The sequence below is a fragment of the Streptomyces sp. NPDC051243 genome, assembly GCF_044455405.1.
Classification (GTDB): Bacteria; Actinomycetota; Actinomycetes; order Streptomycetales; family Streptomycetaceae; genus Streptomyces.
Genome location: NZ_JBITES010000004.1, coordinates 658,407 through 685,231 on the forward strand (window position 1 = coordinate 658,407; position 26,825 = coordinate 685,231).

General features: G+C 71.0%; 22 protein-coding genes and 1 tRNA gene. 15 read left to right on the forward strand and 8 right to left on the reverse strand.

The window, feature by feature from the left end; genetic code table 11:
- Positions 1-203 precede the first annotated feature (203 nt).
- From ACIBAG_RS13545 to ACIBAG_RS13570, 6 genes are all read left to right on the forward strand, one after another.
- Complete coding sequence (locus ACIBAG_RS13545; RefSeq protein WP_399104378.1) at positions 204-1,409, forward strand: DNA polymerase III subunit delta'; 1,206 nt, start codon at positions 204-206, stop codon at positions 1,407-1,409.
- A 126-nt stretch (positions 1,410-1,535) separates the two neighbouring features.
- A complete protein-coding gene (locus ACIBAG_RS13550; RefSeq protein WP_399104380.1) occupies positions 1,536-3,200 on the forward strand; it encodes an alpha/beta hydrolase in 1,665 nt (554 codons plus the stop codon).
- A 188-nt stretch (positions 3,201-3,388) separates the two neighbouring features.
- Positions 3,389-3,465 (forward strand) — tRNA-Thr (locus ACIBAG_RS13555).
- Positions 3,466-4,346: 881 nt separating this feature from the next.
- Positions 4,347-9,242, forward strand: a complete 4,896-nt coding sequence (locus ACIBAG_RS13560; RefSeq protein ID WP_399104382.1) for a ricin-type beta-trefoil lectin domain protein — start codon at positions 4,347-4,349, stop codon at positions 9,240-9,242.
- 3 nt (positions 9,243-9,245) lie between these two features.
- Positions 9,246-9,932, forward strand: a complete 687-nt coding sequence (locus tag ACIBAG_RS13565; protein WP_399104384.1) for a hypothetical protein — start codon at positions 9,246-9,248, stop codon at positions 9,930-9,932.
- A gap of 213 nt (positions 9,933-10,145) precedes the next feature.
- On the forward strand, positions 10,146-11,543 hold the full coding sequence (locus ACIBAG_RS13570) for a Tat pathway signal sequence domain protein (protein WP_399104386.1): 1,398 nt from the start codon (positions 10,146-10,148) through the stop codon (positions 11,541-11,543).
- A gap of 42 nt (positions 11,544-11,585) precedes the next feature.
- Here the strand turns inward: ACIBAG_RS13570 and ACIBAG_RS13575 are convergent, their stop codons facing one another.
- From ACIBAG_RS13575 to ACIBAG_RS13585, 3 genes are all read right to left on the reverse strand, one after another.
- Positions 11,586-13,964, reverse strand: coding sequence for a SpoIIE family protein phosphatase (locus tag ACIBAG_RS13575; RefSeq protein WP_399104388.1), 2,379 nt, complete (start codon positions 13,962-13,964; stop codon positions 11,586-11,588).
- Positions 13,965-14,446: 482 nt separating this feature from the next.
- Positions 14,447-16,150 carry a bifunctional 3'-5' exonuclease/DNA polymerase gene (locus ACIBAG_RS13580; protein ID WP_399104390.1) on the reverse strand — a complete coding sequence of 568 codons (1,704 nt, stop codon included), beginning with the start codon at positions 16,148-16,150 and terminating at the stop codon, positions 14,447-14,449.
- Positions 16,151-16,184: 34 nt separating this feature from the next.
- Positions 16,185-16,964 carry a Clp protease N-terminal domain-containing protein gene (locus ACIBAG_RS13585; protein ID WP_399104392.1) on the reverse strand — a complete coding sequence of 260 codons (780 nt, stop codon included), beginning with the start codon at positions 16,962-16,964 and terminating at the stop codon, positions 16,185-16,187.
- 136 nt (positions 16,965-17,100) lie between these two features.
- Here ACIBAG_RS13585 and ACIBAG_RS13590 point away from each other — a divergent pair, with 136 nt between their 5' ends.
- Entirely contained in the window at positions 17,101-18,216 is a 1,116-nt protein-coding gene (locus ACIBAG_RS13590) for a DUF2786 domain-containing protein (RefSeq protein WP_399104393.1), read from the forward strand.
- Between the two features lie 6 nt (positions 18,217-18,222).
- Here ACIBAG_RS13590 and ACIBAG_RS13595 read toward each other — a convergent pair whose 3' ends face one another.
- The 4 genes from ACIBAG_RS13595 to rpmB form a co-directional block, all read right to left on the reverse strand.
- Positions 18,223-18,747: a DUF4232 domain-containing protein gene (locus ACIBAG_RS13595; protein ID WP_399104395.1), complete on the reverse strand. Its 525-nt coding sequence runs from the start codon at positions 18,745-18,747 to the stop codon at positions 18,223-18,225.
- A gap of 53 nt (positions 18,748-18,800) precedes the next feature.
- Entirely contained in the window at positions 18,801-19,343 is a 543-nt protein-coding gene (locus tag ACIBAG_RS13600) for a hypothetical protein (protein ID WP_399104397.1), read from the reverse strand.
- Between the two features lie 170 nt (positions 19,344-19,513).
- On the reverse strand, positions 19,514-19,819 hold the full coding sequence (rpsN, locus tag ACIBAG_RS13605) for a 30S ribosomal protein S14 (protein ID WP_399104399.1): 306 nt from the start codon (positions 19,817-19,819) through the stop codon (positions 19,514-19,516).
- On the reverse strand, positions 19,819-20,055 hold the full coding sequence (rpmB, locus tag ACIBAG_RS13610) for a 50S ribosomal protein L28 (protein WP_031482567.1): 237 nt from the start codon (positions 20,053-20,055) through the stop codon (positions 19,819-19,821). Before rpmB ends, rpsN begins: the two co-directional genes overlap by 1 nt.
- 60 nt (positions 20,056-20,115) lie before the next feature.
- Here rpmB and rpmG point away from each other — a divergent pair, with 60 nt between their 5' ends.
- The 5 genes from rpmG (at position 20,116) to ACIBAG_RS13635 (ending at position 22,630) form a co-directional block, all read left to right on the forward strand.
- Positions 20,116-20,280, forward strand: coding sequence for a 50S ribosomal protein L33 (rpmG, locus tag ACIBAG_RS13615; RefSeq protein ID WP_030573688.1), 165 nt, complete (start codon positions 20,116-20,118; stop codon positions 20,278-20,280).
- A gap of 8 nt (positions 20,281-20,288) precedes the next feature.
- Positions 20,289-20,537, forward strand: coding sequence for a type B 50S ribosomal protein L31 (locus ACIBAG_RS13620; protein WP_031482563.1), 249 nt, complete (start codon positions 20,289-20,291; stop codon positions 20,535-20,537).
- A gap of 4 nt (positions 20,538-20,541) precedes the next feature.
- Complete coding sequence (locus tag ACIBAG_RS13625; RefSeq protein WP_399104403.1) at positions 20,542-21,735, forward strand: CobW family GTP-binding protein; 1,194 nt, start codon at positions 20,542-20,544, stop codon at positions 21,733-21,735.
- Positions 21,736-21,742: 7 nt separating this feature from the next.
- Positions 21,743-21,976 (forward strand): 30S ribosomal protein S18, encoded by a 234-nt coding sequence (gene rpsR / locus ACIBAG_RS13630; RefSeq protein WP_399104405.1) that lies wholly within the window; start codon positions 21,743-21,745, stop codon positions 21,974-21,976.
- Positions 21,977-22,411: 435 nt separating this feature from the next.
- The gene (locus ACIBAG_RS13635) at positions 22,412-22,630 is read left to right on the forward strand and encodes a DUF397 domain-containing protein (protein ID WP_126400040.1); all 219 of its coding nucleotides are present in this window, start codon (positions 22,412-22,414) and stop codon (positions 22,628-22,630) included.
- Between the two features lie 96 nt (positions 22,631-22,726).
- Here the strand turns inward: ACIBAG_RS13635 and ACIBAG_RS13640 are convergent, their stop codons facing one another.
- Entirely contained in the window at positions 22,727-23,230 is a 504-nt protein-coding gene (locus ACIBAG_RS13640; RefSeq protein ID WP_399104407.1) for an ATP-binding protein, read from the reverse strand.
- 354 nt (positions 23,231-23,584) lie between these two features.
- Here ACIBAG_RS13640 and ACIBAG_RS13645 point away from each other — a divergent pair, with 354 nt between their 5' ends.
- From ACIBAG_RS13645 to ACIBAG_RS13655, 3 genes are all read left to right on the forward strand, one after another.
- The gene (locus ACIBAG_RS13645) at positions 23,585-24,409 is read left to right on the forward strand and encodes a helix-turn-helix domain-containing protein (RefSeq protein ID WP_399104532.1); all 825 of its coding nucleotides are present in this window, start codon (positions 23,585-23,587) and stop codon (positions 24,407-24,409) included.
- A gap of 114 nt (positions 24,410-24,523) precedes the next feature.
- Positions 24,524-25,984: an aldehyde dehydrogenase family protein gene (locus ACIBAG_RS13650; RefSeq protein ID WP_399104409.1), complete on the forward strand. Its 1,461-nt coding sequence runs from the start codon at positions 24,524-24,526 to the stop codon at positions 25,982-25,984.
- A gap of 120 nt (positions 25,985-26,104) precedes the next feature.
- A complete protein-coding gene (locus ACIBAG_RS13655; RefSeq protein ID WP_399104411.1) occupies positions 26,105-26,746 on the forward strand; it encodes a PadR family transcriptional regulator in 642 nt (213 codons plus the stop codon).
- Positions 26,747-26,825 lie beyond the last annotated feature (79 nt).

Consider the following 26,825-nt stretch of genomic DNA (forward strand, 5'->3'; position numbering starts at 1 on the left):
GCGATCGCCCTCACCGCTCGGCACACGCGCGACCAGCCCTCACCCGGCCCGGCGCTGTGCGATCGCCCCACCGCCCCGCACCCGCACGACTCCCGGGAGCCGTCCGCCACCTCATGCCGTCCGAGGACCCGGCCCCCGTTGTCAGTGCCGCCCCGCACAATGGATCCCGCAAGGCGAAGCGCGACGAAAGGCGGGCGTGACCCATGACCGTGTGGGACGACCTGGTGGGGCAGGAGCGGGTCAGTGAGCAGCTGGCCGCCGCCGCTCGGGACGCCGATGCCCTCGTCACCGCTGCCGCCGCCGACGCGCCGCCCCCCGAGGCGTCGAAGATGACCCACGCCTGGCTGTTCACGGGACCACCCGGGGCAGGCCGGAACCAGGCGGCCCGGGCCTTCGCCGCCGCGTTGCAGTGCGTCAGCCCGGACCGGGCGCTCGGCGGCGCCCCCGGATGCGGGTTCTGCGACGGATGTCATACGGCACTCGTCGGTACGCACGCCGACGTCACCACCGTCGCCGCCGTGGGCACCCAGATCCTCGCCGACGACATGCGGGACACCGTCCGCAAGTCGTTCACCTCGCCGGCGAACGGCCGCTGGCAGATCATCCTCGTCGAGGACGCCGAGCGGCTGAACGAGAAGTCGGCCAACGCGGTGCTTAAGGCCGTGGAGGAGCCCGCTCCTCGTACGGTCTGGCTGCTCTGCGCCCCTTCCATCGAGGACGTCCTGCCCACCATCCGCTCCCGCTGCCGCCACCTGAACCTGCGGACGCCGTCGGTCGACGCCGTCGCCGACATGCTCGTACGGCGGGAGGGCATCGAGCCCGACGTCGCGGCGGCGGCGGCCCGCGCCACGCAGGGGCACGTCGACCGGGCCCGCCGTCTGGCCACCGACCCGGCCGCCCGCGAGCGCCGGGCAGCCGTGCTCAAGCTGCCGCTCCGGCTCGGCGATGTCGGTGCCTGTCTGCGGGCCGCCCAGGAACTCGTCGACGCCGCCGCCGAGGACGCCAAGCAGCTCGCCGAGGAGATCGACGTCAAGGAGACCGAGGAGCTGAAGGCGGCGCTGGGTGCGGCCCAGGGCGGCAGGATGCCGCGCGGCACCGCGGGCGTGATGAAGGAGCTGGAGGACAAGCAGAAGCGGCGCCGCACGCGCACGCAGCGCGACAGCCTCGACCTCGCGCTGACCGACCTGACCGCCTTCTACCGCGATGTCCTCGCCCTCCAGCTGGGCTCCCGCGTCGCCCTCGCCAACACCGACGCCGAGGATGCCCTGGAGCGCCTCGCCCGCGACAGTGCCCCGGAGGCCACCCTCCGTCGCATCGAGGCGATCGCCGCCTGCCGCGACGCCCTCGACCGCAATGTGGCGCCCCTGCTGGCGGTAGAGGCCATGACGATGGCCCTCAGAGCCGGCTGAAACGGCGGCTGCCGACCGCCCCACCCTCCTCCACAAGTGATCAACGAAAGGTTGACCATGTAACACGTACGAGCCGTAGCGTGCACGCACAGCATTCGAGTCGCTGCGCAGAGTTACGCTCGCCTGATGCACACCAGGCGCAGCTCTCCAGTCAGTCCGGACCCGGGCCCAACCGGGAACGGCCGCCAAAGCAGCCCCACCAGCCGACGCGGCGACCGCGGCGACCGCGGCCCCGGCTCAAGCCCTCGGCGGGCCCGCACGTTCGGCGCGTTCCTCGCGGCCGCCACCCTGCTCCTTTCCGCCTGCACCTCCGGCGGTTCGTCGAACCCGGGAAGGCCGGCGGCCGAGGCGGCCCTGGCCGCGCTGCCGAGGTCGACGCCGGCCGCGCTCGCGCCGTACTACGGACAGAAGCTGACCTGGCGCGACTGCGGGGCGCCCGGATTCCAGTGCGCCACGATGCGGGCACCGCTCGACTACGCCAAGCCGGACGCCGGGAGCATCCGGCTCGCCGTCGCCCGTAAGAAGGCGACGGGCCGGGGTGAGCGGCTCGGTTCGCTGCTCGTGAACCCGGGCGGACCGGGCGGCTCGGCGATCGGCTACCTCCAGCAGTACGCGGGGATCGGCTACCCGTCCGACGTACGCGCTCGCTACGACATGGTCGCGGTCGACCCGCGCGGAGTCGCCCGCAGCGAGCCCGTCGAATGCCTCGACGGACGGGCGATGGACAGGTACACGCAGACGGACTTCACGCCCGACGACGAGAAGGAGACCGAGGAACTCGTCGGCGCGTACAAGAGGTTCGCGGAAGGGTGCGGAGCGCACTCGCCCGCCGTCCTGCGCCATCTCTCCACCGCCGAGGCGGCCCGGGACATGGACATCGTGCGGGCGGCGCTGGGTGACGAGAAGCTGACGTACGTGGGGGCGTCGTACGGCACCTTCCTCGGGGCGACGTACGCCGGGCTCTTCCCGAACCGGGTGGGCAGGCTGGTCCTGGACGGCGCGATGGACCCCTCGCTGCCCGCCCGCAGGATGAACCTCGACCAGACGGCGGGCTTCGAGACGGCGTTCCAGGCGTTCGCGCGGGACTGCGTGCGGCAGCCGGAGTGCCCGCTCGGCACGAAGGCCGCCGAGGTCGGCAGGAACCTCAAGTCCTTCTTCCGCAAGCTCGACGCGAAGCCCATCCCGACCGGCGATCCGGACGGCCGCCGGCTCGGCGAGTCCCTCGCCACCACCGGCGTGATCGCGGCGATGTACGACGAAGGCGCCTGGGGGCAGCTGCGCGACGCGCTGACCTCGGCGATGGAGGAGAACGACGGCGCGGGCCTCCTGGCCCTGTCCGACAGCTACTACGAGCGCGACGCCGACGGCGACTACACCAACCTGATGTTCGCCAACGCGGCCGTGAACTGCCTGGACCTCCCGCCGGCCTTCGCCACCCCCGAGGACGTCCGCATCTCCCTCCCCGCCTTCGAGAAGGCGTCCCCCGTCTTCGGCGAAGGCCTCGCCTGGGCCACCCTGAACTGCGCGTACTGGCCGGTGGCGCCGACGGGCGAGCCGCACCGCATCGAGGCGAAGGGCGCGGCCCCGATCATCGTGGTCGGCACCACCCGCGACCCGGCGACCCCGTACCGCTGGGCCCAGGCGCTCTCCCGCCAGCTCTCCTCGGCCCGTCTCGTCACCTACGAGGGTGACGGTCACACGGCGTACGGGCGCGGCAGCGCCTGCGTCGACAGGACGATCAACGCATACCTCCTCCGAGGAACCCCGCCCACTCGGGAGAAGCGCTGCTGAGAGCCCCTGCGGGGCCCCGGAGGACCGCACTCCGGGGCCGCCCACGGGGTGCGGGTGGCGGCCTGCGGACGGCATGCGGGCGGTCGGCCGGGGGGTCGGCTGGGGCCCGGGGAGGGGCTGGTTCGGAGCACCCCAGAAACTGTGTAGACTTACCGACGTTGCTGATCGCACCATAGTGCGGACGGCGCGCCGCCTTAGCTCAGATGGCCAGAGCAACGCACTCGTAATGCGTAGGTCTCGGGTTCGAATCCCGAAGGCGGCTCCACTCATACCCCCAGGTCAGGGCTCTGACCTGGGGTTTCTTGTTGTTCGTGCTGTCGTGTCCGGGCAGGGGTGCGGGTGCCGACCTACGCAGCGTGATGCGTAGGTCAGAGGTCCAGGAGGAGGAAGGTCCATGGGGTTGCGGGCGCTGTGCGTGTCGGACAGTGACCCGCGTTCCGCGTGATTCGGAGCCTCTGGAGCAACGGCGGAGCTCGCGACGACACGGACGTCCTCGGCTTCGGCCGCGGCCGGCCACTCGGTGAGTTCCAGTGTGCGGCGTACGAGCTTCGCCGGGAGCTGGGTCGGGGGTGGCGGCCGTGCGCCGTCCCCTCCCGAGGGGGCTAGACCTGTCCGGCCGGGCCGGTGGAGACCGGGTGCGGTGCTCCTTGTCGCACCCGCCACCGTGCGACCGCACAGGACAACGGGCAGGGGTGACTTCCGGTCAACTTATGGCTGAGAACCTTCGTTGCCTGCACCCCTTCTTTACATGTCTCACACAAGTAACTCCACGCGTGAGCACGACGTTTGCACGTCCCGTCCCGCGGCGAGCCGCGCAAATGATTTTCCAGGAGGGCCGTACGACGCTGCCGTCAGCCCTTGCCCCGCCCCGTTGATCTGTGGCTAAGTTGAACGCCGCGCAGCCCGAGGGGCCTTGACCATCCCCTCATGACGCGCGCACGTCGTTCGGCGGCGGGGGAACAGTGCCGCTACGGGGAGGAACGCTTCGTCATGCCGCGATGCCGGCTCGTTGTGAACGCCTGCTTTGCCGCTGCTGTCCGCTGCCCCTGTTCCCGCGCCGGGACCGCGGGCTGACCCGCGCGCATCGCCACCGCCTGTTCGGGCGGTGACCCTCGCCTGCCCTCGTTCACAACGAAGGATGCCCCTTTGCGACTCAGACCGGGGTTGTTCAACCCCAGATCACGAATATCCGCGACGTTCACGTCCGCCGTCACATCCGTCGCCGCTCTGGCCGTCCTGGGTGGCCTGGCCGTCCAGCCCGGCCCGCTCGGCCGGGACGACGAACAGCCCGTGGCCGCGACGAGTGACTCGTACGACGGCTTCGACACCAAGGCGGCGGAACAGCTCCGCGAGGACCAGTGCGTGGCCGTTGATGCCCTGCGCAAGGGCGGGCCCAACCTGTTCGCCCTCGCACAGAACGCCATCGGGCTGCCGCCCGACCAACTTCACCAGAAGCTCAAGCGGGACCTCTCCGACAACAACTCCCCCCTGCACAAGGCCGCTTACGCGGACAGTGCGAGCACGGACCAGTGGGTCGCGAAGGCCAATGACCAGGAGCAGGCGTGGTCCGCTGCTGTCAGCGGCCTCAGCTCCTACCCTGGCGAGCCGCGTGGAGCTAACGAGATCTACGACAAGATCGGCCTGATGCCGTGGCTGTGGCAGTCGTACTTCAAGGCGCAGGACTTGTTCTCCCCGTTCTACGACCCGTCGCCCACCGCCGACGACAAGACGAAGGCCGCCGCGCTCGCGGTCGGCGACCCGCTGTACACCACCGGGGGGACCCCGGAGGAGCAGCAGGCGTGGAAGCTGTGGAAGAAGAACTCGGGGAAGATCGAACCCAACGAGCTGTTCGTTCCCCGGGTGTTCGCCGACGACGCCCGGATCTTCCTGGCCTCCGGCGGCTTCCCCCGCACCGCCCCGGCCCCGGAGACCCCCGAGTTCCGGATCGCGGTCGAGGACCTGAAGGCGCGCTTCGCGTCGTGTGCGTGGCACGCCCCGATCGACCCGAACCGGGTGCTCGGCAAGGAGGTGGCGCAGGCCTCCGCCGAGTGGCAGCAGGAGATCGCCGCGCAGGCCACGCAGCGGCAGCAGATTCTCGCCGCCAACGTCACCGCCACGAAGGCGTTGCAGGAGGGCACATTCACCCTCGGTCACGTCCTCGGCCAGTCGTGGCTCGCCGACTACGCCACCCGGTGGCAGGACTACTGGTCCGCCGGTGGGTTGGGCTGGATCGGTGACAGCCACGTCACGATCGAGGTGCCGGGCGCGGCGGGCAGCTGCCTGGACGTCGCCGGCGGCGGCAAGACCAACGGCACGCCGGTGCAGATCTACACCTGCAACGGCGGCGCAGCGCAGCAGTGGACGCTCGAGGGCAGCGAGGACGACCTGCACCTGCGCAACGTCGGCTCGCAGAAGTGCCTGGACGTGGCCAAGAACGCGTCGGCGAACGGCACCAAGATCCAGATATATGACTGCTACAAGTCCGAGGGGCAGTCGTGGAAGGGCGACGTGCGTGCCGCCGCGCCCCTGAAGAGCGTGACCACCGGCAAGTGCGTGGACCTGAGCGCGTTCACCAAGAGCACGGACGCGCGGCTGTGGGACTGCAAGAACGCCGGCTCGCAGAAGTTCCGGATCAAGCCGTCCGGTCACCAGGGCACGGACAGCCCCCTGTACCCGGAGAAGCCGGAGTTCGACAAGGCGAAGAAGGTCGTCACCGACGCCCAGACGGCTGCGAAGAAGCACCTGGCCGCGCTCAGGACCCAGCTGGAGAGCGCCAAGAAGGCGGCAACGGCGTCCGATACGGCCGAGCAGGCCGCGTACGGCATCGCGGATGCCGCCGGTGCCCCGCGAGGCCGTGGGCTTCTGGTCGGTCAGCAGAAGGCGCAGGTCACCAAGGGGTCCGTGGCGGCGCTGACGGCGATGGTGAAGGCCGCGGAGACCGCGGAGGCCGCGACCAGGGCTTCCGCCGGTGACAGCAACACGATCACGCAGCGGGCGCTGGCCCAGGCCGCGCAGGTCAACGCGGAGTTCCGTAAGGAGGCCGCGCGCGCGGCCGAGGTGCAGGCGAAGGCCGCGGCCGATGCGGCCAGGCTGCACCGGGACAACGCGAAGAAGGACAAGGAGACCGCGGAGGCGAAGCTCACCGTCGCTCTGAAGGCGGAAGCCGATGCCAAGGCGGCCGCCGCCGACGCGCACGCCAAGCGGCTCGCGGCCGAGGCCGAGGAGAAGACGGCCAAGGCGGAGAAGGAGACCGCCGCCGCCAAACAGGCCGAGGCCAACCAGCACAAGAAGGACGCGCAGGCCGAGGCGGCGAACGCGAAGGACGCCAAGGACAAGGCCGAAGCCGCCGAGAAGACCGCTGTCGCGCGGAAGAACGACGCGGTCAAGGCGCGCGACAACGCCCGTGACCTCAACGCCGACGCGTGGGACGCCGCGCAGAAGGCGGACGCGGCCAGGGCCAAGGCGGATGCCAAGGAGGCGTTCGCCGAGGCTCATGAGTCCGACAGCAGTGCCCAGGAGTCCAGGGCGGCAGCGGACGCGGCGGACAAGTACGCGGACGATGCCGAGGCTGCCGCCGGCCGAGCTCGGACCGCGGCGGATGCGGCGAGCGAGGCGGCAGCCGAAGCGGATGCCGCGGCCACCCGCGCCGAAGCGGCCGCCAAGCGGTCCCGTGCGAACGCGGACGCCGCTCAGGCCGCCAAACTGCGGGCCGACGCCGCCGTAGCGACCGCGACCAGCGCCGTGGCCGACGCCATCAAGGCGTCCGAGCACGCCTCCTCCGAGGCAAAGACGGCCGTCGAGCTGGCGGAGGAAGCGGAGAAGCTGGCCAAGACCGCCATGTCGGAGGCGGACGCGGCGAACAAGGAAGCCGCCAAGGCCCTGGCCGCCTCGGCGAAGGCCGCCGGCTTCGCCCACGTCACCGCGCAGGCCGCGGCCGACGCGGGCAAGTCCGCCGCGCAGGTCGCCAAGCCGGCGAACGACGCGATCGAGCTCGGCTCGCCGTACGTCGACACCGACTCGGCCGCCGGCCTGGTCGTGCTGACCGGGCAGGCGTCGAAGTCGGTCGCCGAGCAGCAGAAGGCCGTCGCCGACGCCCACGCCAAGAACGCGCAGGCGGAAGCAGCCGCGGCCAAGAACCTCGCCGACCAGGCGAAGGGCGACGCCAAGGCCGCCTACCAGCACGCGGCCAACGCCGCCGGACACGCGGCGGACGCCCGCGGCTATTCCAAGGAGGCCCTCGGCTACGCGGCCGAAGCCGCCGTGGCCGCCTCCAAGGCATCGGCGTCACTGGCGCGCACCGTCGAACACCAGCGCCAGGCAACCGAAGACGCGGCCGCCGCCGACAAGGCCGCCGGACGCGCCGAAGGCTACGCCAGGGACGCCCGCGCCTCCGCCGACCAGGCCGCCCTCGACGCCCAGGCCGCACGCGAGGCCGCGGCCGCGGCCGAGCAGTCCGCCAAGGACGCACGAGCGGCCGCCGACCGCGCCGACGCCGCCGCCACCGAAGCCGAAAAGGCGGCGAAGGACGCGCTGAAGTACGCACAGGAAGCGCAGAAGGCAGCCGAGGAAGCGGCACGCAACGCCGCGAACAAGCAGGTCTCCACCGGTGCGGGCACCGGAGTCGGCGGCACGTGGTACGTCGTCGACGAGGGCAGCATCGAGATCACCGACGCCAAGCAGCACGACCCCTGCGTCATCGAGATCGGTTTCGAGGGCTGCACCACCACGTTCACGGTCACCTTCAGCGCGGTGGTCGACTTCTTCCTCTGCACCGACCCCAATTCGACGGCCGGCGCCGGCACCTGCCCGCCGAAGGACACGCTGCTCATCGAGAGCAAGCGCATCCCGGGTCTGAAGAAGGACGTCACCCGGTACTTCTCCAAGCTGGAACTCATCCAGCAGACCCTCACCTACAAGCTCATCAAGGCGGTCCTGGTCCAGGACTTCGTCGACTGCTGGCACGGCAGCGCGAGCGGCTGCGCCTGGGCCCTGAGCAACTTCGTCCCGGGCAAGGCGCTGGGCACGGTCTTCGAAGGCATCCGGGCTCTGGACGCCGCCATGAAGACCGGCGTCGGGGTCCGTGACGCGTTCCATGCCCTCAAGACCCTGGACCTGGACCCCGGGACCCTCGCGAAGCTCAACGCACTCGTCAACGCGCACGAAGACCTCTACACCGCCTGCAAGGTGAACAGCTTCCCCGGCAGCACCAAGGTGCTGATGGCCGACGGCTCACACCGGCCCATCAGCCAGGTGGGCGTGGGGGATTTCGTCCAGGCCACGGATCCGGCATCCGGCCGGTTGCGGGCCCGGCAGGTCACCGACACCTTCGAGCACGACACCCGGCGGCTGGTGGACATCACCGTTGCCGGTGGGGGGAAGCTGGAGAGCACCGCCGGCCACAAGTTCTATGTGGTGGACCGTGGGTGGACGCTGGTCTCCGACCTACGTGTCGGCGACCGCCTGCGTACTCCGGACGGCTCCCTCCGCGCGGTGAACGCCCTCCACGACCGCTCGCGACTGGCTCCGCGCACGGTCTACGACCTCACGGTCGCCGACCTGCACACGTTCTTCGTGCTGGCGGGTGCGACTCCGGTCCTTGTCCACAACTGCAAGGTCGCGTTGGGGTGGCAGAGAGGTGGGGCGCTCGACGAGTGGGCCAGGCTGCCCGAGAACAGGTTCCAGACCTTCTCCAACGCGTCCCCGAGGGACTTCGCCCGCATCGCGGAAATGGCCATCGCCGACCCGAACGTGACGCTGCACATCAACATGACGGGACTGAACCAGCATGGAAGCTTCATGGATGCCGCCCGTCGTGGACTGAAGGGCGGTGAGGCCGGAGCCGCCGCCACGGACTACGAGATGTCCATGATCGCGAGGGCTCTGGCCAACGGTCAGCGCTCGTGGGATTCGATCAAGTTCTACTCCCCGTCGGGTCCGGGCGGGGCCATGAGACTGGATCCCCCGACAGATATGCCGGATCTCTCGGTGCTGGGGAAGCTGCCTCCCGTGAAGGGGTCGATCATCGGTTACTGCCACTGCTGAGGAATGCGCATGGATGCCCATCACAAAGACCTGTACCCCGACGTGACCGCTGCGGGCGGCCTTGTGCCGGCGCTGAAGGAGGCCGCGAAGCTGCGCGGATGCGACATCGGGCTGCCGCCCTGGGCCACCGACGCCATCGGCATCGAGACGGCAAGGGGGCTTTTGTCGGTCCATCCCGCGGCCGACGAGCGTCTGTTCCGGGTGCGTGTCCTCATTCCCGGGTTCACCTGGGACAGCCCCGGGTTCTCCTGGGAAGTCGGCTCGACCGACGACCTTGGATTGCTCGTGGGGGCGATCGCCGCATGGCGGGAAGGGGTGCCGTTCGACGAGTTGGCGGCGCGATTCGAGTTCCTGGAACTCGATGAATTCACCAGGGCACTCGAAACGGGAGAGCCCACTTCCTCGCAGTGGTCCGACCTTCTCTCGTCCGAATTCCACCGGAGACAACGGAACCTCCTGCGTCGTCTCCATGCGGACGAGGTGCTGCGGAACATGTTCCCCACGATCACGCACGGCGCCGTCCGTCTGCGCGTGCATCAGCTGGACGGAACGAGCCGTCAGGTCCTGGTGCATGAGCTGGAGGGAGATCGCTATGAGGTCATTCGACCCGGGGAGCCCGGGGCCGCCTGGGTCGAGGTGCCGACCGGTGATCTGATCGCCTACCTGCGCGCCGCCCTGACCGAACAGTGAGCTCGGCAGAGAGATGAAGTAGAAACCCCGCCAGGCAATCCCTGGCGGGGTTTCGTCGTCTCCCCCCAGCACCCGCCCGCCAACTGCTGTAGAGCTCAAGGACGTTGACCTGCCCCATGCGCACCAGCAGAATGAGCGCGCATCCGTGAGAGCGCTCTCAGAGTCGTTCTCAGAGTCGTTCTCAGAGCCGGCCGAGGGAGACCCATGAACGGTATGACCGACAGGCAGGGCCCGGCGCTCAACCGCCGCCGACTCATCGGCGCAGGCCTGGGCCTCGGCGCGGCGGTCCTCACGGGGGCCGGTGCCGGCGTCGCTCACGCCGATGCCGGTGCCAGTACCTCACCCCTCCACCGCCCACCCCTCCACCGCGCCCAGGCCTTCCTCGCCGCCGCCATGGACGCCTACCCCGACCACGGCACCATCCGCCTCACCCAGAGCTACACCGACCAGGCCGGCCTCTTCAGCACCGCCTTCACCTACGACAACGCCCTCGCGATCCTCGCCCACCTCGCCGCCCGCACCTCGGACGGGCGTGCGCGGGCCGTCGTGCTCGGGGACGCGCTGCTGTACGCCCAGGCGCATGACCCGGCCCATGACGACGGTCGGCTTCGGCAGGCCTACAACGTCGGGCCGTACACCTTCTACGACGGCTCACGGCAGCCGGACGGGTTCGTGCGGGCGGACGGCAGCGCCAATGTGGGGACGCAGTTCGGGTTCACGGGTACGGCCGTCGGGGACATGGCCTGGGCCGGGATCGCGCTCAGTGCGCTGGCCCGGCGGACGGGGGAGCGGCGGTTCCTCGACGGTGCCGTGCGGATCGGGGAGTGGATCGAGCGCAACGGGCGTACCGACGAACCCCTCGGGGGGTACAAGTTCGGCGTCAACGGGGCGAACGAGAAGCTGCCCTTCATCTCCACCGAGCACAACACCGACCTCCTCTGTCTGTTCGGGCGGCTCGCGCGGCTCACGGGGGACAGGGTGTGGAACGAACGGCGCGCCCGGGCGCGGGACTTCGTCGAGAAGACGTGGGACGCGGACGGGGGCTTCTTCTACACCGGGACCAATGACGGGGTGACGGTCAACACCTCGCCGATCCCCGAGGACACCCAGACCTGGACCCACCTCGCCCTCGGCTCCCGCGCCCACGCCCGCTCGCTGGACTGGGCCGCGCGCGAACTGGCCGTCCTCGACCACGCCGAGCGGCGCAACAGCACGGTGCCGGCGGGGCAGTCGTACGAAGGTGTCACCTTCAGTTCTGCCAGTCTCCTCGCCAACGAGGACGCCCCGATCGCCGACGGCCAGCCCAAGCCGAACCGGAACGGCGTGTGGTTCGAGGGGACCGCTCATCTCGCGCTCGCGCTGCGGGAGCGGCAGGCGCGGGGTGACGAGGCGCGGGCCCGGCGGCTGGTCGCGTCCGTCGAGCGGGCCCAGGATCTGCTCGGGGACGGTCAGACCGTCGGTGGGCGGGTGCTGCCCGAGCGGTCCGGGGTGGTGTCGGCGAGCAGTCCGCTCGACACCGGGTTCGGGTTCGGCTACTACCCCTACCGGCACACGGGCGCGACCGCGTGGTACCTGATGGCGGCCGTGCGCGCCAACCCGTTGCGGGTCTGAACCGGGAGGGGACAACCGGGTTCTCCACCTCCAGGCGGGCGGTCAGCCCACCGGGAGCGGCTGTTCGGCCCAGATCGTCTTGCCGGTGGGGGTCTGGCGGGTGCCCCAGCCCTGGGTGAGCTGGGCGACCATGTGCAGCCCGCGGCCGCCCTCGTCGTAGGTGCGGGCGCGGCGCAGATGGGGGGCCGTGCTGCTGGCGTCGGAGACTTCGCAGATCAGGGTGCGGTCACGGATCAGGCGCAGCCCGATGGGTACGTCGCCGTACCGGATGGCGTTGGTCACCAGCTCGCTCACCACCAGCTCGGTGACGAACGCGGCCTCCTGGAGTCCCCATGCCGCGAGTTGCCGCGAAGTCTGCGCGCGGGCGTCGGCCACGACCGCCGGGTCGGACGGCAGGGCCCAGTCGGCGACCTGGTCGGCGTGCAGGGCGCGGGTGCGGGCGAGGAGCAGGGCCACGTCGTCGGCGGGGCTCTCGGGAAGCAGGTCGGCGAGGATCGCGTCGCAGGTGGTCTCCAGCGACGGCGCCGGGGAGGCCAGGGCCTCGCAGAGCCGGTCCAGACCGAGGCCGACATCGCGCTCGCGTGAGATCAGGCCGTCCGTGCAGAAGGCGAGCAGACTGCCCTCGGGCAGCTCCAGTTCGGTCGCCTCGAAGGGCAGCCCGCCGACGCCGAGCACGGGACCGGGCGTGAGGCGTACGACGCCGACCGTGCCATCGGGGAGCAGCAGCGCGGGCGGTACGTGGCCGGCGCTCGCGAGGGTGCAGATCCGGGAGACAGGGTCGTAGACGGCGTACAGGCAGGTCGCGCCGACCCCGCCGGTGTACGGCAGCTCCCGGACGACGCTGTCGTCGTCCGAAGTGAGGTGGGTGACCAGGTCGTCGAGGTGGGTGAGCAGCTCGTCCGGGGGCAGATCCACGTCGGCGAGGGTGCGTACGGCGGTGCGCAGCCGCCCCATGGTGGCGGAGGCGTGGATGCCGTGGCCGACGACGTCGCCGACGACCAGGGCGACCCGCGTGCCCGACAGCGGGACGACGTCGAACCAGTCGCCGCCCACGCCGGCGCCCGTGCCGGCCGGCAGATAGCGGTACGCCACCTCGACCGCCGCCTGCTTGGGCAGGTCGCGGGGGAGCAGGCTGCGCTGGAGGGTGAGGGCGTTGGTGCGCTCGCGGGTGTAGCGGCGGGCGTTGTCCACGCCGACGGCGGCCCGGCCCGCGAGCTCCTCGGCGAGGATCAGGTCGTCCTGCTGGAAGGGCGGGGAGCCCTTGGCGCGCACGAAGACCGCGACGCCGAGGGTGATGCCGCGGGCCCGCAGCGGGGTGGCCACGACCGAGTGGAAGCCGTGCTCCCGGACGACGGCGGCCCGCGCCTCGTGCGCGGCGACCCAGCGCTGGAAGTCGGGGTCCTCCCTGCCGCTGAGTACCGGTCGTCCGCCGGCCAGTGAGCGGGCGGGCGGCGAGAACGGCGGATAGGTGTCGATCCCCCCGAGGTCGACGGCGGCCTCGGGCACGGTGAGTCCGTCGCCGGTGACCGACTGATGGGCGACCCGGCGCAGCACCACGGCGGCATCGACCGGCCCCGGCACCGGCTCCTCCCCGCGCACCACCGAGTCGAGCAGGTCCACGCTGGCGAAGTCGGCGAGCCGCGGGACGGCAAGGTCGGCCAGCTCCTGGGCGGTGCGGGTCACGTTCAGCGTGGTTCCGACCCGGGTGCCCGCCTCGTTCAGCAGGGCCAGCCGCTGCCGGGCGGCGTACTGTTCGCTGCTGTCGAAGGCGGCGGTGCCGACCCCGGCCACCTCGCCGGAGGCGGGATCCCGGACGGGCCACAGCTCGACGATCCAGTTCCGTCGCGGGACGGCGGCGTCGGGCGGGGCCGGGGCGACGCCCTCGTACCGCATCGGCACGGCCTCCTCGGCGACCCGCCGCACGCACCTGAGGAACCCCTCGTCGGCACGGGCCTCCCCGAGCGGGTCCGCCTCGGCCCTCGGGTTCAGCCGCCATGAGCCCGACGCGGCGCTGTAGGCGGCCAGGGCGATCGAGGACTGGGCGAAGGCCCACTCCACCATCCGGCGGTCGTGCTCCGAGCCGGGGGTTCCCGTGGTGGCGGTGACGACGAACGCCTGGGTCGCGCCCTCGCCGTCCAGGGAGGGGTGGGCGTGCAGGGTCAGTTCGACGCGGTGTCCGTCGCGGTGCCTGAGCGCGGCAGTGCCGCTCCACTCCTGGGAGCCGGCCGGGGAGAACCCGCCCGCCTCCCGCCCCACGAGAAGGTCGGCCGCGGTCCGTCCCACCACTTCGGAGGCGCGGTACCCCAGCACTCGCCGGGCACCCTCGCTCCACCCCGTGACGATGCCCTCCAGGCTGATCGTGGCTGTCGCGGCATCTGCTGACCACCCGCTGCGACCGAGCCTCTGATCAAAACCGGCCATCACTGCTCAATTCGCGCCTGTGATGTTACTCACGGTTCCAGCGTGCGCGTCGCGGGAGAATCGGACAAGTCGGATTCCCGTGCATGGAAATGGGCGGGTCGGCGGCCTGTCGGGACAGGAGAACCGGGGCGCCGGAAAGCCGTGCGGTCGAAGACCCGAAGGTCCAACCCCACAGGACGACCCGAAGGCCCAACCCCACAGGAAGCCCCGACGGCCCAACCCCACAGGAAGCCCCGACGGCCCAACCCGCAGCGGGACGCGGGCCCCGATCGATCACCTCTGTCGACCGGGACCCGTGCGCGCCCCCGGATCCGGCCGCGGCGGCGGCGCTCCCCCGAGCTGCGCGTCGTACGCACGCGCCGTCGGGCCGGATCCGATGTAGTGATCAGATTAAGCCATGTTGACGGAGCGCCAACATCTGGCCAACGCTGTTCGGCGCGGGCGGCGTTCGGTCGAACAGAAGCCGGTCGAAGGCGCCGTGATCACTTCGCGTCCGCATAACACTCCACCACCGCCGTGGTGAACGGAAACCTCACGGGCGTCTCCCCGAACGTCAGCCGTCCGGCCAGGTCGGACGCCTCGCGGATCGCCGTCACGACCGCCTCGGCCTCCTCCTCGGGACAGTGCACGATCACCTCGTCGTGCTGGAAGAAGACCAGTTCCGCCGCCATCCCCGCACAGGCCCGCCGCAGCGCGGCGAGCAGCAGCAGGGCCCAGTCGGCGGCGCTGCCCTGGACGACGAAGTTGCGGGCGAAGCGGCCCCGCGCGCGGGCGTTGGTGGAGGCGTAGCCCGGCACCCACTCCTGCGGCCCGGATCCGTCGGCAGGGTCGGCCGGTCCGTCCGCCATCGGGATCCCCGCCTCCTCGCCCGCGTCGTCCGTCGCCCCGGCCGCCGGAGGGCACGTGCGCCCCAGCCATGTCCGCACGAGCCGCCCCTCCTCCCCGGCACGCGCCGCCTCGTCGACGTACGCCACCGCCTTCGGGAAGCGGCGCCTGAGCGCGGCGAGGTTCTTGAGCCCGTCGCCGGAGGTCTGCCCGTAGACGGCGCCGAGCACGGCGAGCTTGGCCTGCGCGCGGTCCCCGGAGAAGGCGCGGTCGGAGACGGACTGGTACAGGTCGGTCTCCCGCCCGGCCACCTCCATCAGCCCCGGATCACGCGAGATCGCGGCGAGCACCCGCGGCTCCATCTGGTCCGCGTCGGCCACGACCAGCCGCCAGCCCGGGTCGGCCACCACCGCACGGCGGATGACCTTCGGGATCTGCAGCGCGCCCCCGCCGTTGGTCACCCACCGCCCGGTGACCGTCCCGCCGGCGAGGAACTCCGGCCGGAACCGCCCGTCGCGCACCCAGTCCTGCAGCCAGGACCAGCCGTGGGCCACCCAGATCCGGTACAGCTTCTTGTACTCGACCAGTGGTTTCACGGCCGGATGGTCGAGGGACTCGATCTCCCAGCGGCGGGTCGATCTGATTCTGATCCCGGCCTGCGCGAAGGCCTTGACGACATCGGCGGGCAGATCGGGCCGCACCCGGCGCCCGAAGGCGGCGGACACCTCGTCGGCGAGCTCGGCCAGCCGCCGCGGCTCCCCGCCCCCGGCGTACCGGTCGCCGAGCAGTTCGTGCAGCACCTGGCGGTGCACCTCGGCGCTCCACGGCAGCCCGGCCCGGTTCATCTCGGCGGCGACGAGCATGCCCGCCGACTCGGCCGCCGTCAGCAGCCGCATCCGCTCCGGGTGGGTGGTCCGATCGTGCCGGCGCAGCTGGTCGGCGTAGACCTCGACCAGGTCGGCGAGCGGGACATGGACGGCCTGTGGCTCGAAGAGCGGGGACTGCGAGCCCGGTTCGGCGGAGCGCTGGGGCGGATCGGGCGGCACGGGGCCCCCGCGCAGGCGGGCGAGGGCGGCGGCGGCCGACCTCGGCTCGCCGGACCGCCCCTCGTGACCGAGCAGGAGCGTCTCGGCGTCCTCGATGTCGTAGCACCGCTCCACTCGCACCCCCGTGGCGAGCAGTCGCGGGTAGACCTCGGCGGTGGACCGCCACACCCACCGCGCGACCTCCGGGCGCCCCCGCACGGCCCCGGCCGCGTCCGCCTCCCGCCGCACCGGCCCCGCGAGCAGCCCGTCCGGACCGAGGGGGGCGATCTCCACGCCGCCGTCCTCGGCCGGAGCGAGCGCCCACCGGTCGGTCATGCTGCGAGTGTGGCACCCGGGTCTGACAACGGCCTCAGTCCTGCGCCTCGCCCTGCGCCTCGCCCTGTTCCCCGGCCTTCTCGGCCGTCTCCTCACCGCTCTTCAGGAACTGCGAGAGCAGTCCGACGATGTACTCCTCCATCGCCTCCTTGGTGAGGCCGAGTCCGGACAGCACGCCCGTGCCGTTCTCGAACTCCAGCAGGGCCAGCAGGATGTGCTCGGTGCCGATGTAGTTGTGGCCGAGGCGCAGGGCCTCGCGGAACGTGAGCTCCAGGACCTTCTTGGCGTCGGAGCCGTAGGGGACGAGCTCGGGGACCTCGTCGGCGGCGGGCGGCAGTGCGGCGGTGGCGGCCTGGCGCACGGAGTCCAGGAGGATGCCCTGTGCCGTGATCGCCTTCGCGGCGAAGCCGTCGGGGTCGGCCAGCAGACCGAGGACGAGGTGCTCGGGGCGGCCCTCGGGGTTGCGCGCCGCGATGGCCTCGTTGTGCGCGGCCATCACGGCGCTCCGGGCCCGCGGCGTGTAGCGGCCGAAGCCCTGCTGCGGGTCGAGGTCGATCGACTCCTTGGGCACGAACCGCTTCTGGGCGGCCTGCCGCGTGACGCCCATGCTCCGGCCGATGTCCGTCCAGGAGGCACCCGACCGACGGGCCTGGTCCACGAAGTGCCCGATCAGGTGGTCGGCCACTTCGCCGAGGTGATCGGCGGCGATCACCGCGTCCTGGAGCTGGTCGAGGGGCTCGGGGTGGACCTTCTTGATGGCCGCGATGAGTTCGTCGAGACGTACGGATGACGTGATGCTCGGGTTCGTCGACATGTGTCAACCGTAGGTTGACACCCTGGAGGTGTCAACCCGTGGTTGACGATCACGGTCGCATCGGAATTCCATGAACTCCGTGACGGCGGAAGGCAGGTGCCGCCGCGGCCTCCCAGAACGGACTTACGATCCCCTGGTGAGCACGCCCAGCACAGTCGACCGCGCCTTCGAGTCCGCCCTCTACGACAGCGGCCACACCGCCCTCGACACCGGCGCCTCCCTCCTCGCCGCCGCCCCCGAGGCGGACGACGAACTCGCCCGGCGCGGCCAGGAGTTCGTGGCGGCCGCCTGGCGGCGCGGCTGGCAGCCGGCCGATGTCGTACGGCTCGTGCGGCGCGACCTGGACGATGTCCACGTACGGCTGCTCTCGGCACTGATCCACGCCCAGCGGCCGTACGACCGCCCGCGCGGCCCGCGCTGGAACGCACAGCTCGACGACCTGCCCGCCGAGGCCCCGCCCCGCACCGACCGCTTCTCCCACGCGACCGCCGTCCTGGAGCTGTACCGTCTCCTGCTGCGCCTGCCCACGCTGGAACCCCTGGACCAGGCGGCCGAGCCGGCCGGCCGGGCCACCGGGCCCGAGTCCCGCATGCTCACCCGCGTCCGGGCGCTGCTGGCGAAGGCGGAGGCGACCGGCTTCCCCGAGGAGGCGGAGGCGCTCAGCGCCAAGGCGCAGGAGCTGATGGCCCGGCACAGCATCGACGACGCGCTGCTCGCCACGCGCGAGCACGCCCCGAAGGACGCGCCCGGCGCCTGCCGGATCGGTGTGGAACCGCCGTACGAGCAGGCCAAGGCCGTCCTGCTGGACGCGGTGGCGACCGCCAACCACTGCCGTGCCGTGTGGAACGAACCCTTCGGCTTCTCGACCGTCGTCGGCTTCGAGGCCGACCTGGAGGCGGTCGAGCTCCTCTACACCTCGCTGCTCGTGCAGGCGCAGACCGCGATGACGAGGGCGGAGGCGGCCCAGCGAGCCGGCGGCCGCAAGCGGACCAAGACCTTCCGCCAGTCGTTCCTGGCCGCCTACGCCCACCGCATAGGCACCCACCTGACGGCCGTCGCCCGGACGCAGGTGACCCAGGACCTGCTCCCGGTCCTCGCCTCCCGCGAGGTGGCGGTCACCGACCGCCTGGACCGCATGTTCCCGGAGACGACCACGACCCGCCTGCGCGGCGTCAGCGACGAGGCGGGCTGGGCCGAGGGCTCGGAGGCGGCCGACCGGGCGCAGCTGAGGTCCCGGCGGCCGCTGCGCTGAGCCGCGTCAGTCGCCGGACTGCTGGAACCCGGTCACCGAGGCGTCCGGGCTCTGCCCGTCGCTCTTCAGCGCGACATCGCCGTACGACCACTTGAAGCTGTGCGGCTCGCTCGCCCCGGGCAGACGGAGCTTCACCGACGTCACGGGGAGGCTCTTGGTGCCGCCGCCCTCGCCCCGGACATAGGTGAGGGTGAAGGAGGTGGAGGCCTCCTTGGCGAGGGCCTTCTTCGTCGCCGGGACGGACTCGTCGGGCGCGACGGAGATCATGGTGGAGCCCGCGTCGAACTCGACGGCGGGCAGCCCGTCCAGGACGCACTCGTCGCCGCTGCGGTTGGTGACGGTGACCGGGACGTTGCCGGTGTCACCCGTGGCCGGGGCGGCGTTGGCCGGCCCGAACTGCACGGACAACTGCTCGGCGCAGGTGGAACCCGCGCTGTCGTCCTGGCCGTCGCCCCCGTCCCCGCCATTGCCGCAGGCGGTCAGGACGAGGGCCGCGGCGAGGGCGGCGACGGTGCGGGAGGTGGCGCGCATGGGGTGCTCCGGGGAGGGACGTCGGTGATCGCGTGCGGTCACCGAATCACATCTCATGACCCCAGACCGGCCGTGGGCAGCCCCGACGGCATCGTGTCGCCCTCGGCCCTGACGTAGGCCTCGGAGCCGAGGCCGCCCCAGGTCACCGTCAGCGACTTCTTGCCGACGGAGCGGACCATCCCGGTCGCCCGGTCCTTGCTGCCGCCGGTGCACTTGAGGCGGATCACCTGTCCGCCTTCCTCCTCGGCGACGGTCCCGCTGCACACGGTCCCGCCGGTCTCGAAGAGCCCGGCCTCCGTGCCGTTGACCATGAGCGCTACGGCCTTGCCGCCCTGGGTGGTGGCGAGCCAGCTGCCGTCCAGGCCACCGGCCGCCGAGCCCGATCCTCCGCTACCGCCGCCCGTGTCGGCGCTGGCGGAGGCCGAGGCGGAGGCGCTGGGACGGGCGTCCTCCGTGGGGCTGGAACCGGAGTCGGAATCGCCGTCGCCGCTGCAGGCGGTCAAAGCCAGCGCACCCGCCAGGGACGCGGCCACGGCCGCGACCCGCATGCGCCGCCCGGACATCGTGCGCGTACGGGAGAAAGTCGCCGAGGTCACTGGAAGCTCCCAAGCTGTAGCGGTCGGCATACGGCCGAATCGGCGTGCGTGGCCGAAACGACCGCAGCAAGTTACCAGGGAGTCTCCTCCGGAACCCCGGAGTCTCGAACCCCGGAGTCCGAACCGCACGGGCTCAGACCGCGAGGTCCCGAACCCGGAAGCCTGCCGACCTACCAGGACGCCTTGCGCACCCCCGGCAGATACCCGGCGTGCGCCTGCTCCCGCAGGCTCACCCGGGACAGCCCGAAGTCACGGAAGTAGCCGCGCGGCCGCCCGTCCACCTGGTCACGGTTGCGCACCCGCGTGGCGCTGGCGTCCCTCGGCTGCGCGCGCAGCTCGCGCTGGGCGGCGAGCCGTTCGGCCTCACTGGTCGACGGACGCCGGATGATCTCCTTCAGCTCGGCCCGCCGCGCGGCGTACCGGGCGACGATCTCCTGCCGCTGAACGTTCTTCGCGATCTTGCTCTTCTTGGCCATCAGACCTTCACTCCCCGGGCGCGGATACGGGCGACGGCCGCCTCGACACCGATGACGTCGACGGTCTTGATCCCCCTGGCGCTCAGCCGCAGCCGCACATACCGGCCCTCGCTGGGCAGCCAGTAGCGCTTGGTCTGGATGTTGGGGTCGAAGCGGCGGGAGGTGCGCCGGTGGGAGTGGGAAATCGTGTTGCCGAAGCCGGGTTGGGCGCCGGTCAGCATGCAGTGGGCGGACACGGTGACGAACCTCTCTCAGTCTCGGGTGTTAATGGAATTCATTTTCAGTAAGATAGCAGCATGGCACGCAACGAACTCCGCCCGGTCATCAAGCTCCGGTCCACCGCCGGCACCGGCTACACCTATGTGACCCGAAAGAACCGCCGCAACGACCCGGACCGCATGACCCTGCGCAAGTACGACCCGGTCGCCGGCCGCCACGTCGACTTCCGAGAGGAGCGCTGAGCACCGCCATGCGCAAGGGAATCCATCCGTCCTACGGCCCGGTCGTCTTCCGCGACCGGGCAGCGAACCACGCCTTCCTCACCCGCTCGACGATGACCAGCGAGAAGACGATCGAGTGGGAGGACGGCAACACCTACCCGGTCGTCGACGTCGAGATCTCCAACGTCAGCCACCCCTTCTACACCGGCACGGCCCGCGTCCTGGACACGGCCGGCCGGGTGGAGCGCTTCGAGCGCCGCTACGGGAAGCAGGGCTGAGCAGGTGGCCGTGAAGTCCGGTCTCTCCGTCGTGATCGTCGGCGGGCTGCACGCCGACGCCCGCAAGGCGGCCGTGGAGCGGCTGCTCGCCGACGTCGCCGACAGCGTCGTACTCCACCACGACCTGTCGACGGCCGCCGCCGGCACGGTCGTACGCACCATCCGCGACGCCACCGGCATCGTCGACGCCGGCGAGGCACCCCTGGTCAACGACTGCGCCTGCTGCGCCCTGCGTGAGGACCTGGTGCCGGAGCTGATCCGGATCCAGGACGCGGGCGGCACGCGTATGGCGGTCGTCGAACTGTGGGACTCCGTCGAGCCCAAGGCGGTGGCCGAGGTGGTCACGGCCGGGGGGCTCCAGGTCACCGGTGTGATCACCGCCGTGGACCCCGCGCTCGTCCTGCCCTACCTGGGCAACGGCGACGACCTGGCCGAGGGCGGGCTGGCGGCCGCGGCGACGGACCAGCGCACGGTCGCCGACACCTTCGCGCGTCAGCTGGAGTACGCCCCTGTCCTCGCCGTGGCCGACTCCCCGGAGGCCGACGACGAGGACCGCGAACTGCTGGCCCAGCTTCACCCGACGGCCCGTCAGGTCCCGATCGGCGCCCCGGCCGTGTCCGCCGACGACGACCTGACCGTGCCGGCCCCGCGCCGTCCGCTCACCCCCCTCGCCCAGGCGGCGCTGGCCGGCTTCGACGTCGAGTCCGCCGCCGCGGCCCAGCACCCGGCGTGCGCGCTGCTCCCCGCCGAGGCGGACGCGCACGGCGTCTCGACCCTCGTCTGGCACCGGCGCCGCCCCTTCCACCCGGAACGGCTCTACGAGGCGCTGGAGGACATCACCTGCGCGGCCGCGCGCAGCCGGGGCCGGTTCTGGCTCGCCGACAAGCCGGACGTGCTGCTGCACTGGGACGCGGCGGGCGGCGCCCTGTGCGTGGAGAGCGCGGGCCCCTGGCTCGCCTCGCTGCCCGACGCGGCCTGGGACATGGTCCCGCCGGTGCGCCGGGCCGCCGCCGCGCTGGACTGGCACCCCGAGCACGGCGACTGCTGCCAGCACCTGGTCTTCACGTCCCCCGGCCTGGACCGGGACGGCCTCGCCCAGCTGCTCGAGTCGTGCCTCCTCACGGACGCCGAGTACGCCGCCGGCCGTGACGCCTGGAAACAACTCCCGCCCGCCTTCGACACCCTCCTGGAGGTCTGAACTCCCCATGCCCCGCAAGACCGACCGCAAGCCGGCCAAGTCCCGCCCCAACCCGCTGGACCAGGCCGGAGTCACCTACATCGACTACAAGGACACCGACCTTCTCCGGAAGTTCATCTCCGACCGCGGCAAGATCCGCAGCCGCCGAGTCACCCGAGTGACGGTCCAGCAGCAGCGCCAGCTGGCCAAGGCCATCAAGAACGCCCGCGAGATGGCGCTTCTCCCCTACGCCGCCCGCTGAGGCGCGGCCGGGACCGAGCGATGCGGCCGACGCCGAGAGGCGGCGGCCGCATCCTGCGTTTGCGTCCCCAAGTCCGGGAAGCGGAACGTCATTTGAAATATGGAACAACAACGCCGCGGAACGCGTCTCTTCCTAGTGCACGAGGGATTCGCCCCGACGACCGCAGTCGACGGACGCATGTGATGCGATCCCTGGGGCATGCGCCGGAACGCCCTGGAACGCATGCAGGGCCGCGTACGTCACAGGAGTAACCGCAGCAACACCCCGCGTGCACGTGCATCTGCTCATGCAGGTGCACGTGAAACAGAGCTATGATCCGGGAGCAGTTGACCCCTGCATCACCAGCTGCAACCCAGTTGCACCAACTCTCGCATCAATGGCCTCAAGCACCGCACCACCGGGGAGCGACCTGTGGACCACGACGTGTACAACGGCATGGCAGCCACGGCTCTGACCGGGGTGGCCTGGCAGAAGAGCCGGCACAGCAACTCCCAGGGTTCCTGCGTGGAGTTCGCCCGCCTGCCCGGCGGCGATGTCGCCGTACGCAACTCCCGCTTCCCGGACGGCCCCGCCCTCGTCTACACCCGCGCCGAGATCGAGGCGATGCTCCTGGGCATCAAGGACGGCGAGTTCGACCATCTGGTGGCGGGCTGAGCCCGGCGGGTGCAATCGGAACCTTCCGTACCGTAACGACCGTATCGCGCACGGTAACGCGCGTAGAACCGCGGCGTCAGAGAGCGCCGCGGTTCGTCATTCCGCCGGAGCCGGGGCCGCGGCGGACTGTGGTGACTGGAGGCGGAACAGCGCCCAGACCACCTTCCCGCTGAGCGTCCCCTCCATCGGGTGCCACCCCCAGCCGTCGCTGAAGGAGTCGACCAGGAACAGTCCCCGCCCGGACTCCGCCGAGAAGTCGTCGGAGTCGCGTGCGACCGGGCTGTCGTGACTGGGATCGCGTACCGCGCAGACCAGCCGCTCCGTCCACCGCATCAGGTGCAGCCGGACGGGCGGTGTCTGCTCGGTTATTCGCTGCGCACCCGCCGGCAGGGCATGGCGCAGCGCATTGGTCACCAACTCCGAGACCACGAGGCAGACATCGTCGAAGCGATACGCCAGTTCCCACTGGTCAAGGGTGCGCCGGGTGAACTTCCGCGCCTCGCGCACCGCTTCGTAGCGGGCGGGCAGCGCACAGGAGGCGGCGTTGGACACGGCTGCGGGATCCAGCGGCGGAAGGCCCTGCCGTAACGGCTCGAGCATGGTCGATCCATTCGTCCCCATGCGAGGCACTCCCGGGAATTCGCGGTCGTTGCGATGCAGCGGTTGCGCGGGACCATGGTTTCGGATGCGCAGAGCAGATGCAAGGGCAGATGCACGTGCACGTGACCGAATTGGACGCTCCCGTACCGCTTGTTGGCCATTTTTTCCGCCAACTTCATGCCCTCTCCTTGTCTTCTGCTCACCTCTTCCTGAGTGGAATCCTTGTCTTCTTTCCATCTGTGTAATCGGACGAGTACTGCTCGGAGTGATTTAGTGGCAGACTGCCTGCCCTGAAGACGGTTGGGGAGGCTGGCGAACGTGAGCGCGGGAGAGCCCGGATCGGTGGTGCGGCGCATGCTGCTCGGCTCGCAACTGAGGCGACTTCGGGAAGCACGCGGGATCACGCGCGAGGCGGCGGGTTACTCGATCCGCGCCTCCGAGTCGAAGATCAGCCGGATGGAGTTGGGCCGGGTGAGCTTCAAGACGCGCGACGTCGAGGACCTGTTGACGCTGTACGGCATCACGGACGAGGCGGAGCGCAACTCGCTCCTCTCCCTCGCCCGCGAGGCCAACGTCGCGGGCTGGTGGCACAGTTACTCGGACGTCCTGCCCAGCTGGTTCCCCACCTACGTCGGTCTGGAGGGCGCGGCCAGCCTCATCCGGGCGTACGAGGTGCAGTTCGTGCACGGCCTGCTGCAGACCGAGGACTACGCCCGCGCGGTCGTGCGGCGGGGCATGAAGGGCGCGAGCGAGGCGGACGTCGAGCGGCGCGTGGCGCTGCGCCTGGAGCGGCAGAAGTACCTCGTCGCCGAGAACGCCCCCGAGTACCACATCGTCCTGGACGAGGCCGCGCTGCGCCGCCCCTACGGCGACCGCGCGGTGATGCGCGGCCAGCTCCAGCACCTGATCGAGATCTCCGAGCACCCCAATGTGCGGCTGCAGGTCATGCCCTTCAGCTTCGGCGGCCACTCCGGGGAGTCGGGCGCCTTCACGATCCTCAGCTTCCCGGAGTCGGACCTGTCGGACGTCGTCTACCTGGAGCAGCTCACCAGCGCGCTCTACCTCGACAAGCACGAGGACGTCGCCCAGTACGAGCGGGCGCTGAAGGAACTCCAGCAGGACAGCCCGGGGCTGGACGAGAGCCGGGATCTTCTCCGGGGACTCCTTCAACTGTCTTGAGCGGTCTCCTTCAACTCAGTTGAATCGCAAGTACGATGACGTGTGATCAGACCGTGAAGACGATCGCGATGGCGACCACGCCGATCGGGTGTCTGCCAGAGATTGAGGGATCACATGTCGTCCTACTTCACCGACCTGGCTCAGCAGTACATCGACGGTGAGTGGCGCCCGGGCACCGGCTCCTGGGACATCATCGACTTCAACCCGTACGACGGTGAGAAGCTGGCGTCGATCACCATAGCCACGGTCGACGAGGTCGACGACGCCTACCGGGCGGCCGCCCGCGCCCAGAAGCAGTGGGCCACGACCAACCCGTATGCCCGCCGGGCCGTGTTCGAGAAGGCGCTGCGCCTGATCGAGGACCGCGAGCAGGAGATCGCCGAGTTGATCATCGCCGAGCTCGGCGGCACCCGGCTGAAGGCGGGCTTCGAGCTCCACCTCGCCAAGGAGTTCCTGCGCGAGGCGATCCACCTGGCCCTGCGTCCCGAGGGCAAGATCGTCCCCTCTCCCGTGGACGGCAAGGAGAACCGCGTCTACCGCGTCCCGGTCGGCGTCGTGGGCGTCATCAGCCCCTTCAACTTCCCCTTGCTCCTCTCGATCAAGTCGGTCGCCCCGGCGCTCGCGCTCGGCAACGGCGTGGTCCTCAAGCCGCACCAGAACACCCCGATCTGCGGCGGCACCCTGGTCGCGAAGATCTTCGAGGAGGCGGGTCTGCCCGCCGGCCTCCTCAACGTCGTCGTCACGGACATAGCGGAGATCGGCGACGCCTTCATCGAGCACCCGGTCCCGAAGGTCATCTCCTTCACCGGCTCCGACAAGGTCGGCCGCCACGTCGCCACCGTCTGCGCCTCCCACTTCAAGCGCTCGGTCCTGGAACTCGGCGGCAACAGCGCGCTGGTGGTCCTCGACGACGCCGACCTCGACTACGCGGTCGACGCGGCGGTCTTCAGCCGGTACGTCCACCAGGGCCAGGTCTGCATGGCCGCGAACCGCGTCCTGGTCGACCGTTCGGTCGCGCAGGAGTTCACCGAGAAGTTCGTCGCCAAGGTGAAGACCCTCAAGGCCGGCGACCCGCGCGACCCCGAGACGGTCATCGGCCCGGTGATCAACTCCTCCCAGGCGGACGCGATCTCGGCCGTCGTCGAGCAGGCGGTCGCCGAGGGCGCCACGGCCCTGGTGCGCGGCACCACGACGGACAACCTCGTCGAGCCCTCCGTCCTCACGGACCTCCCGGCCGGCTCGCCCCTGCTGAAGCAGGAGGTCTTCGGCCCCGTCGCCTTCCTCATCCCGTTCGACGGCGAGGAGGAGGCCGTACGTCTCGTCAACGACACCCCGTACGGCCTGAGCGGCGCCGTCCACACCGCTGACATCGAGCGGGGCGTCGCCTTCGCCAAGCGGATCGACACCGGCATGTTCCACGTCAACGACGGCACGGTCCACGACGAGCCGATCGTCCCGTTCGGCGGCGAGAAGCACTCCGGCCTCGGCCGCCTGAACGGCGAGACGATGCTGGACGCGTTCACGACGACGAAGTGGATCTCGGTGCAGCACGGCCGCAGCGGCTTCCCGTTCTGACCGGACGGGACCGGACCGGTCGGACCGGATCGCCCGACCGACCCGCCCGACCGACCCGCCCGCACACCCGGCCCGGGGCTGATCTCGGCCCCGGGCTGCCGCACGCCTAATCTGGACCGCATGTCAGCGATCCGTCTCCTCGTGCTCGGCGCGGTCCGGCAGCACGGGCGGGCCCATGGGTACCAGGTGCGCAACGACCTGGAGTACTGGGGCGCGCACGAGTGGTCCAACGCCAAGCCCGGCTCGATCTACCACGCCCTGAAGCAGATGGCCAAGCAGGGCCTGCTCCACGCCCACGAGATCGCGCCGTCCACGGCGGGCGGGCCGCCGCGTGTGGAGTACGAGATCACCGAGAAGGGGACCGAGGAATACCTCGGGCTGGTGCGGCAGTACCTCACGGCCTACGACCAGCGGCCGGACGTCCTCACCGCGGCACTCGGCTTCATGGTCGACCTGGACCGCGAGGAGGTCCTCGCCCTTCTCGAGCAGCGGGTGCGCGGCATCGAGGAGTGGCGCAAGGCCGTCACCGAGTACTACACGCCCGAGGAGGGGCCGGGGCAGCTCGGTCACATCGGCGAGATCATGAACTTCTGGGTGCACTCCGCCGACACCGGCGCCGAGTGGACCCGAGGCCTCGTCGAACGGATCCGCGGCGGCGCGTACACCTTCGCGGGGGAGGGCGAGCCGTTCGTCGGCGTCCTCGCCGAGGACCAGGAGAACCCGTACGCGACGGGGGAGCGGCATCCCGGGGACGACCGCTGAGCGGGCAGCAGCTCCATTAATCAAGTTTGACCAATCGAGGTCGGGGTATTAGCGTCGATCTGTAGTCAAGTTTGACTAG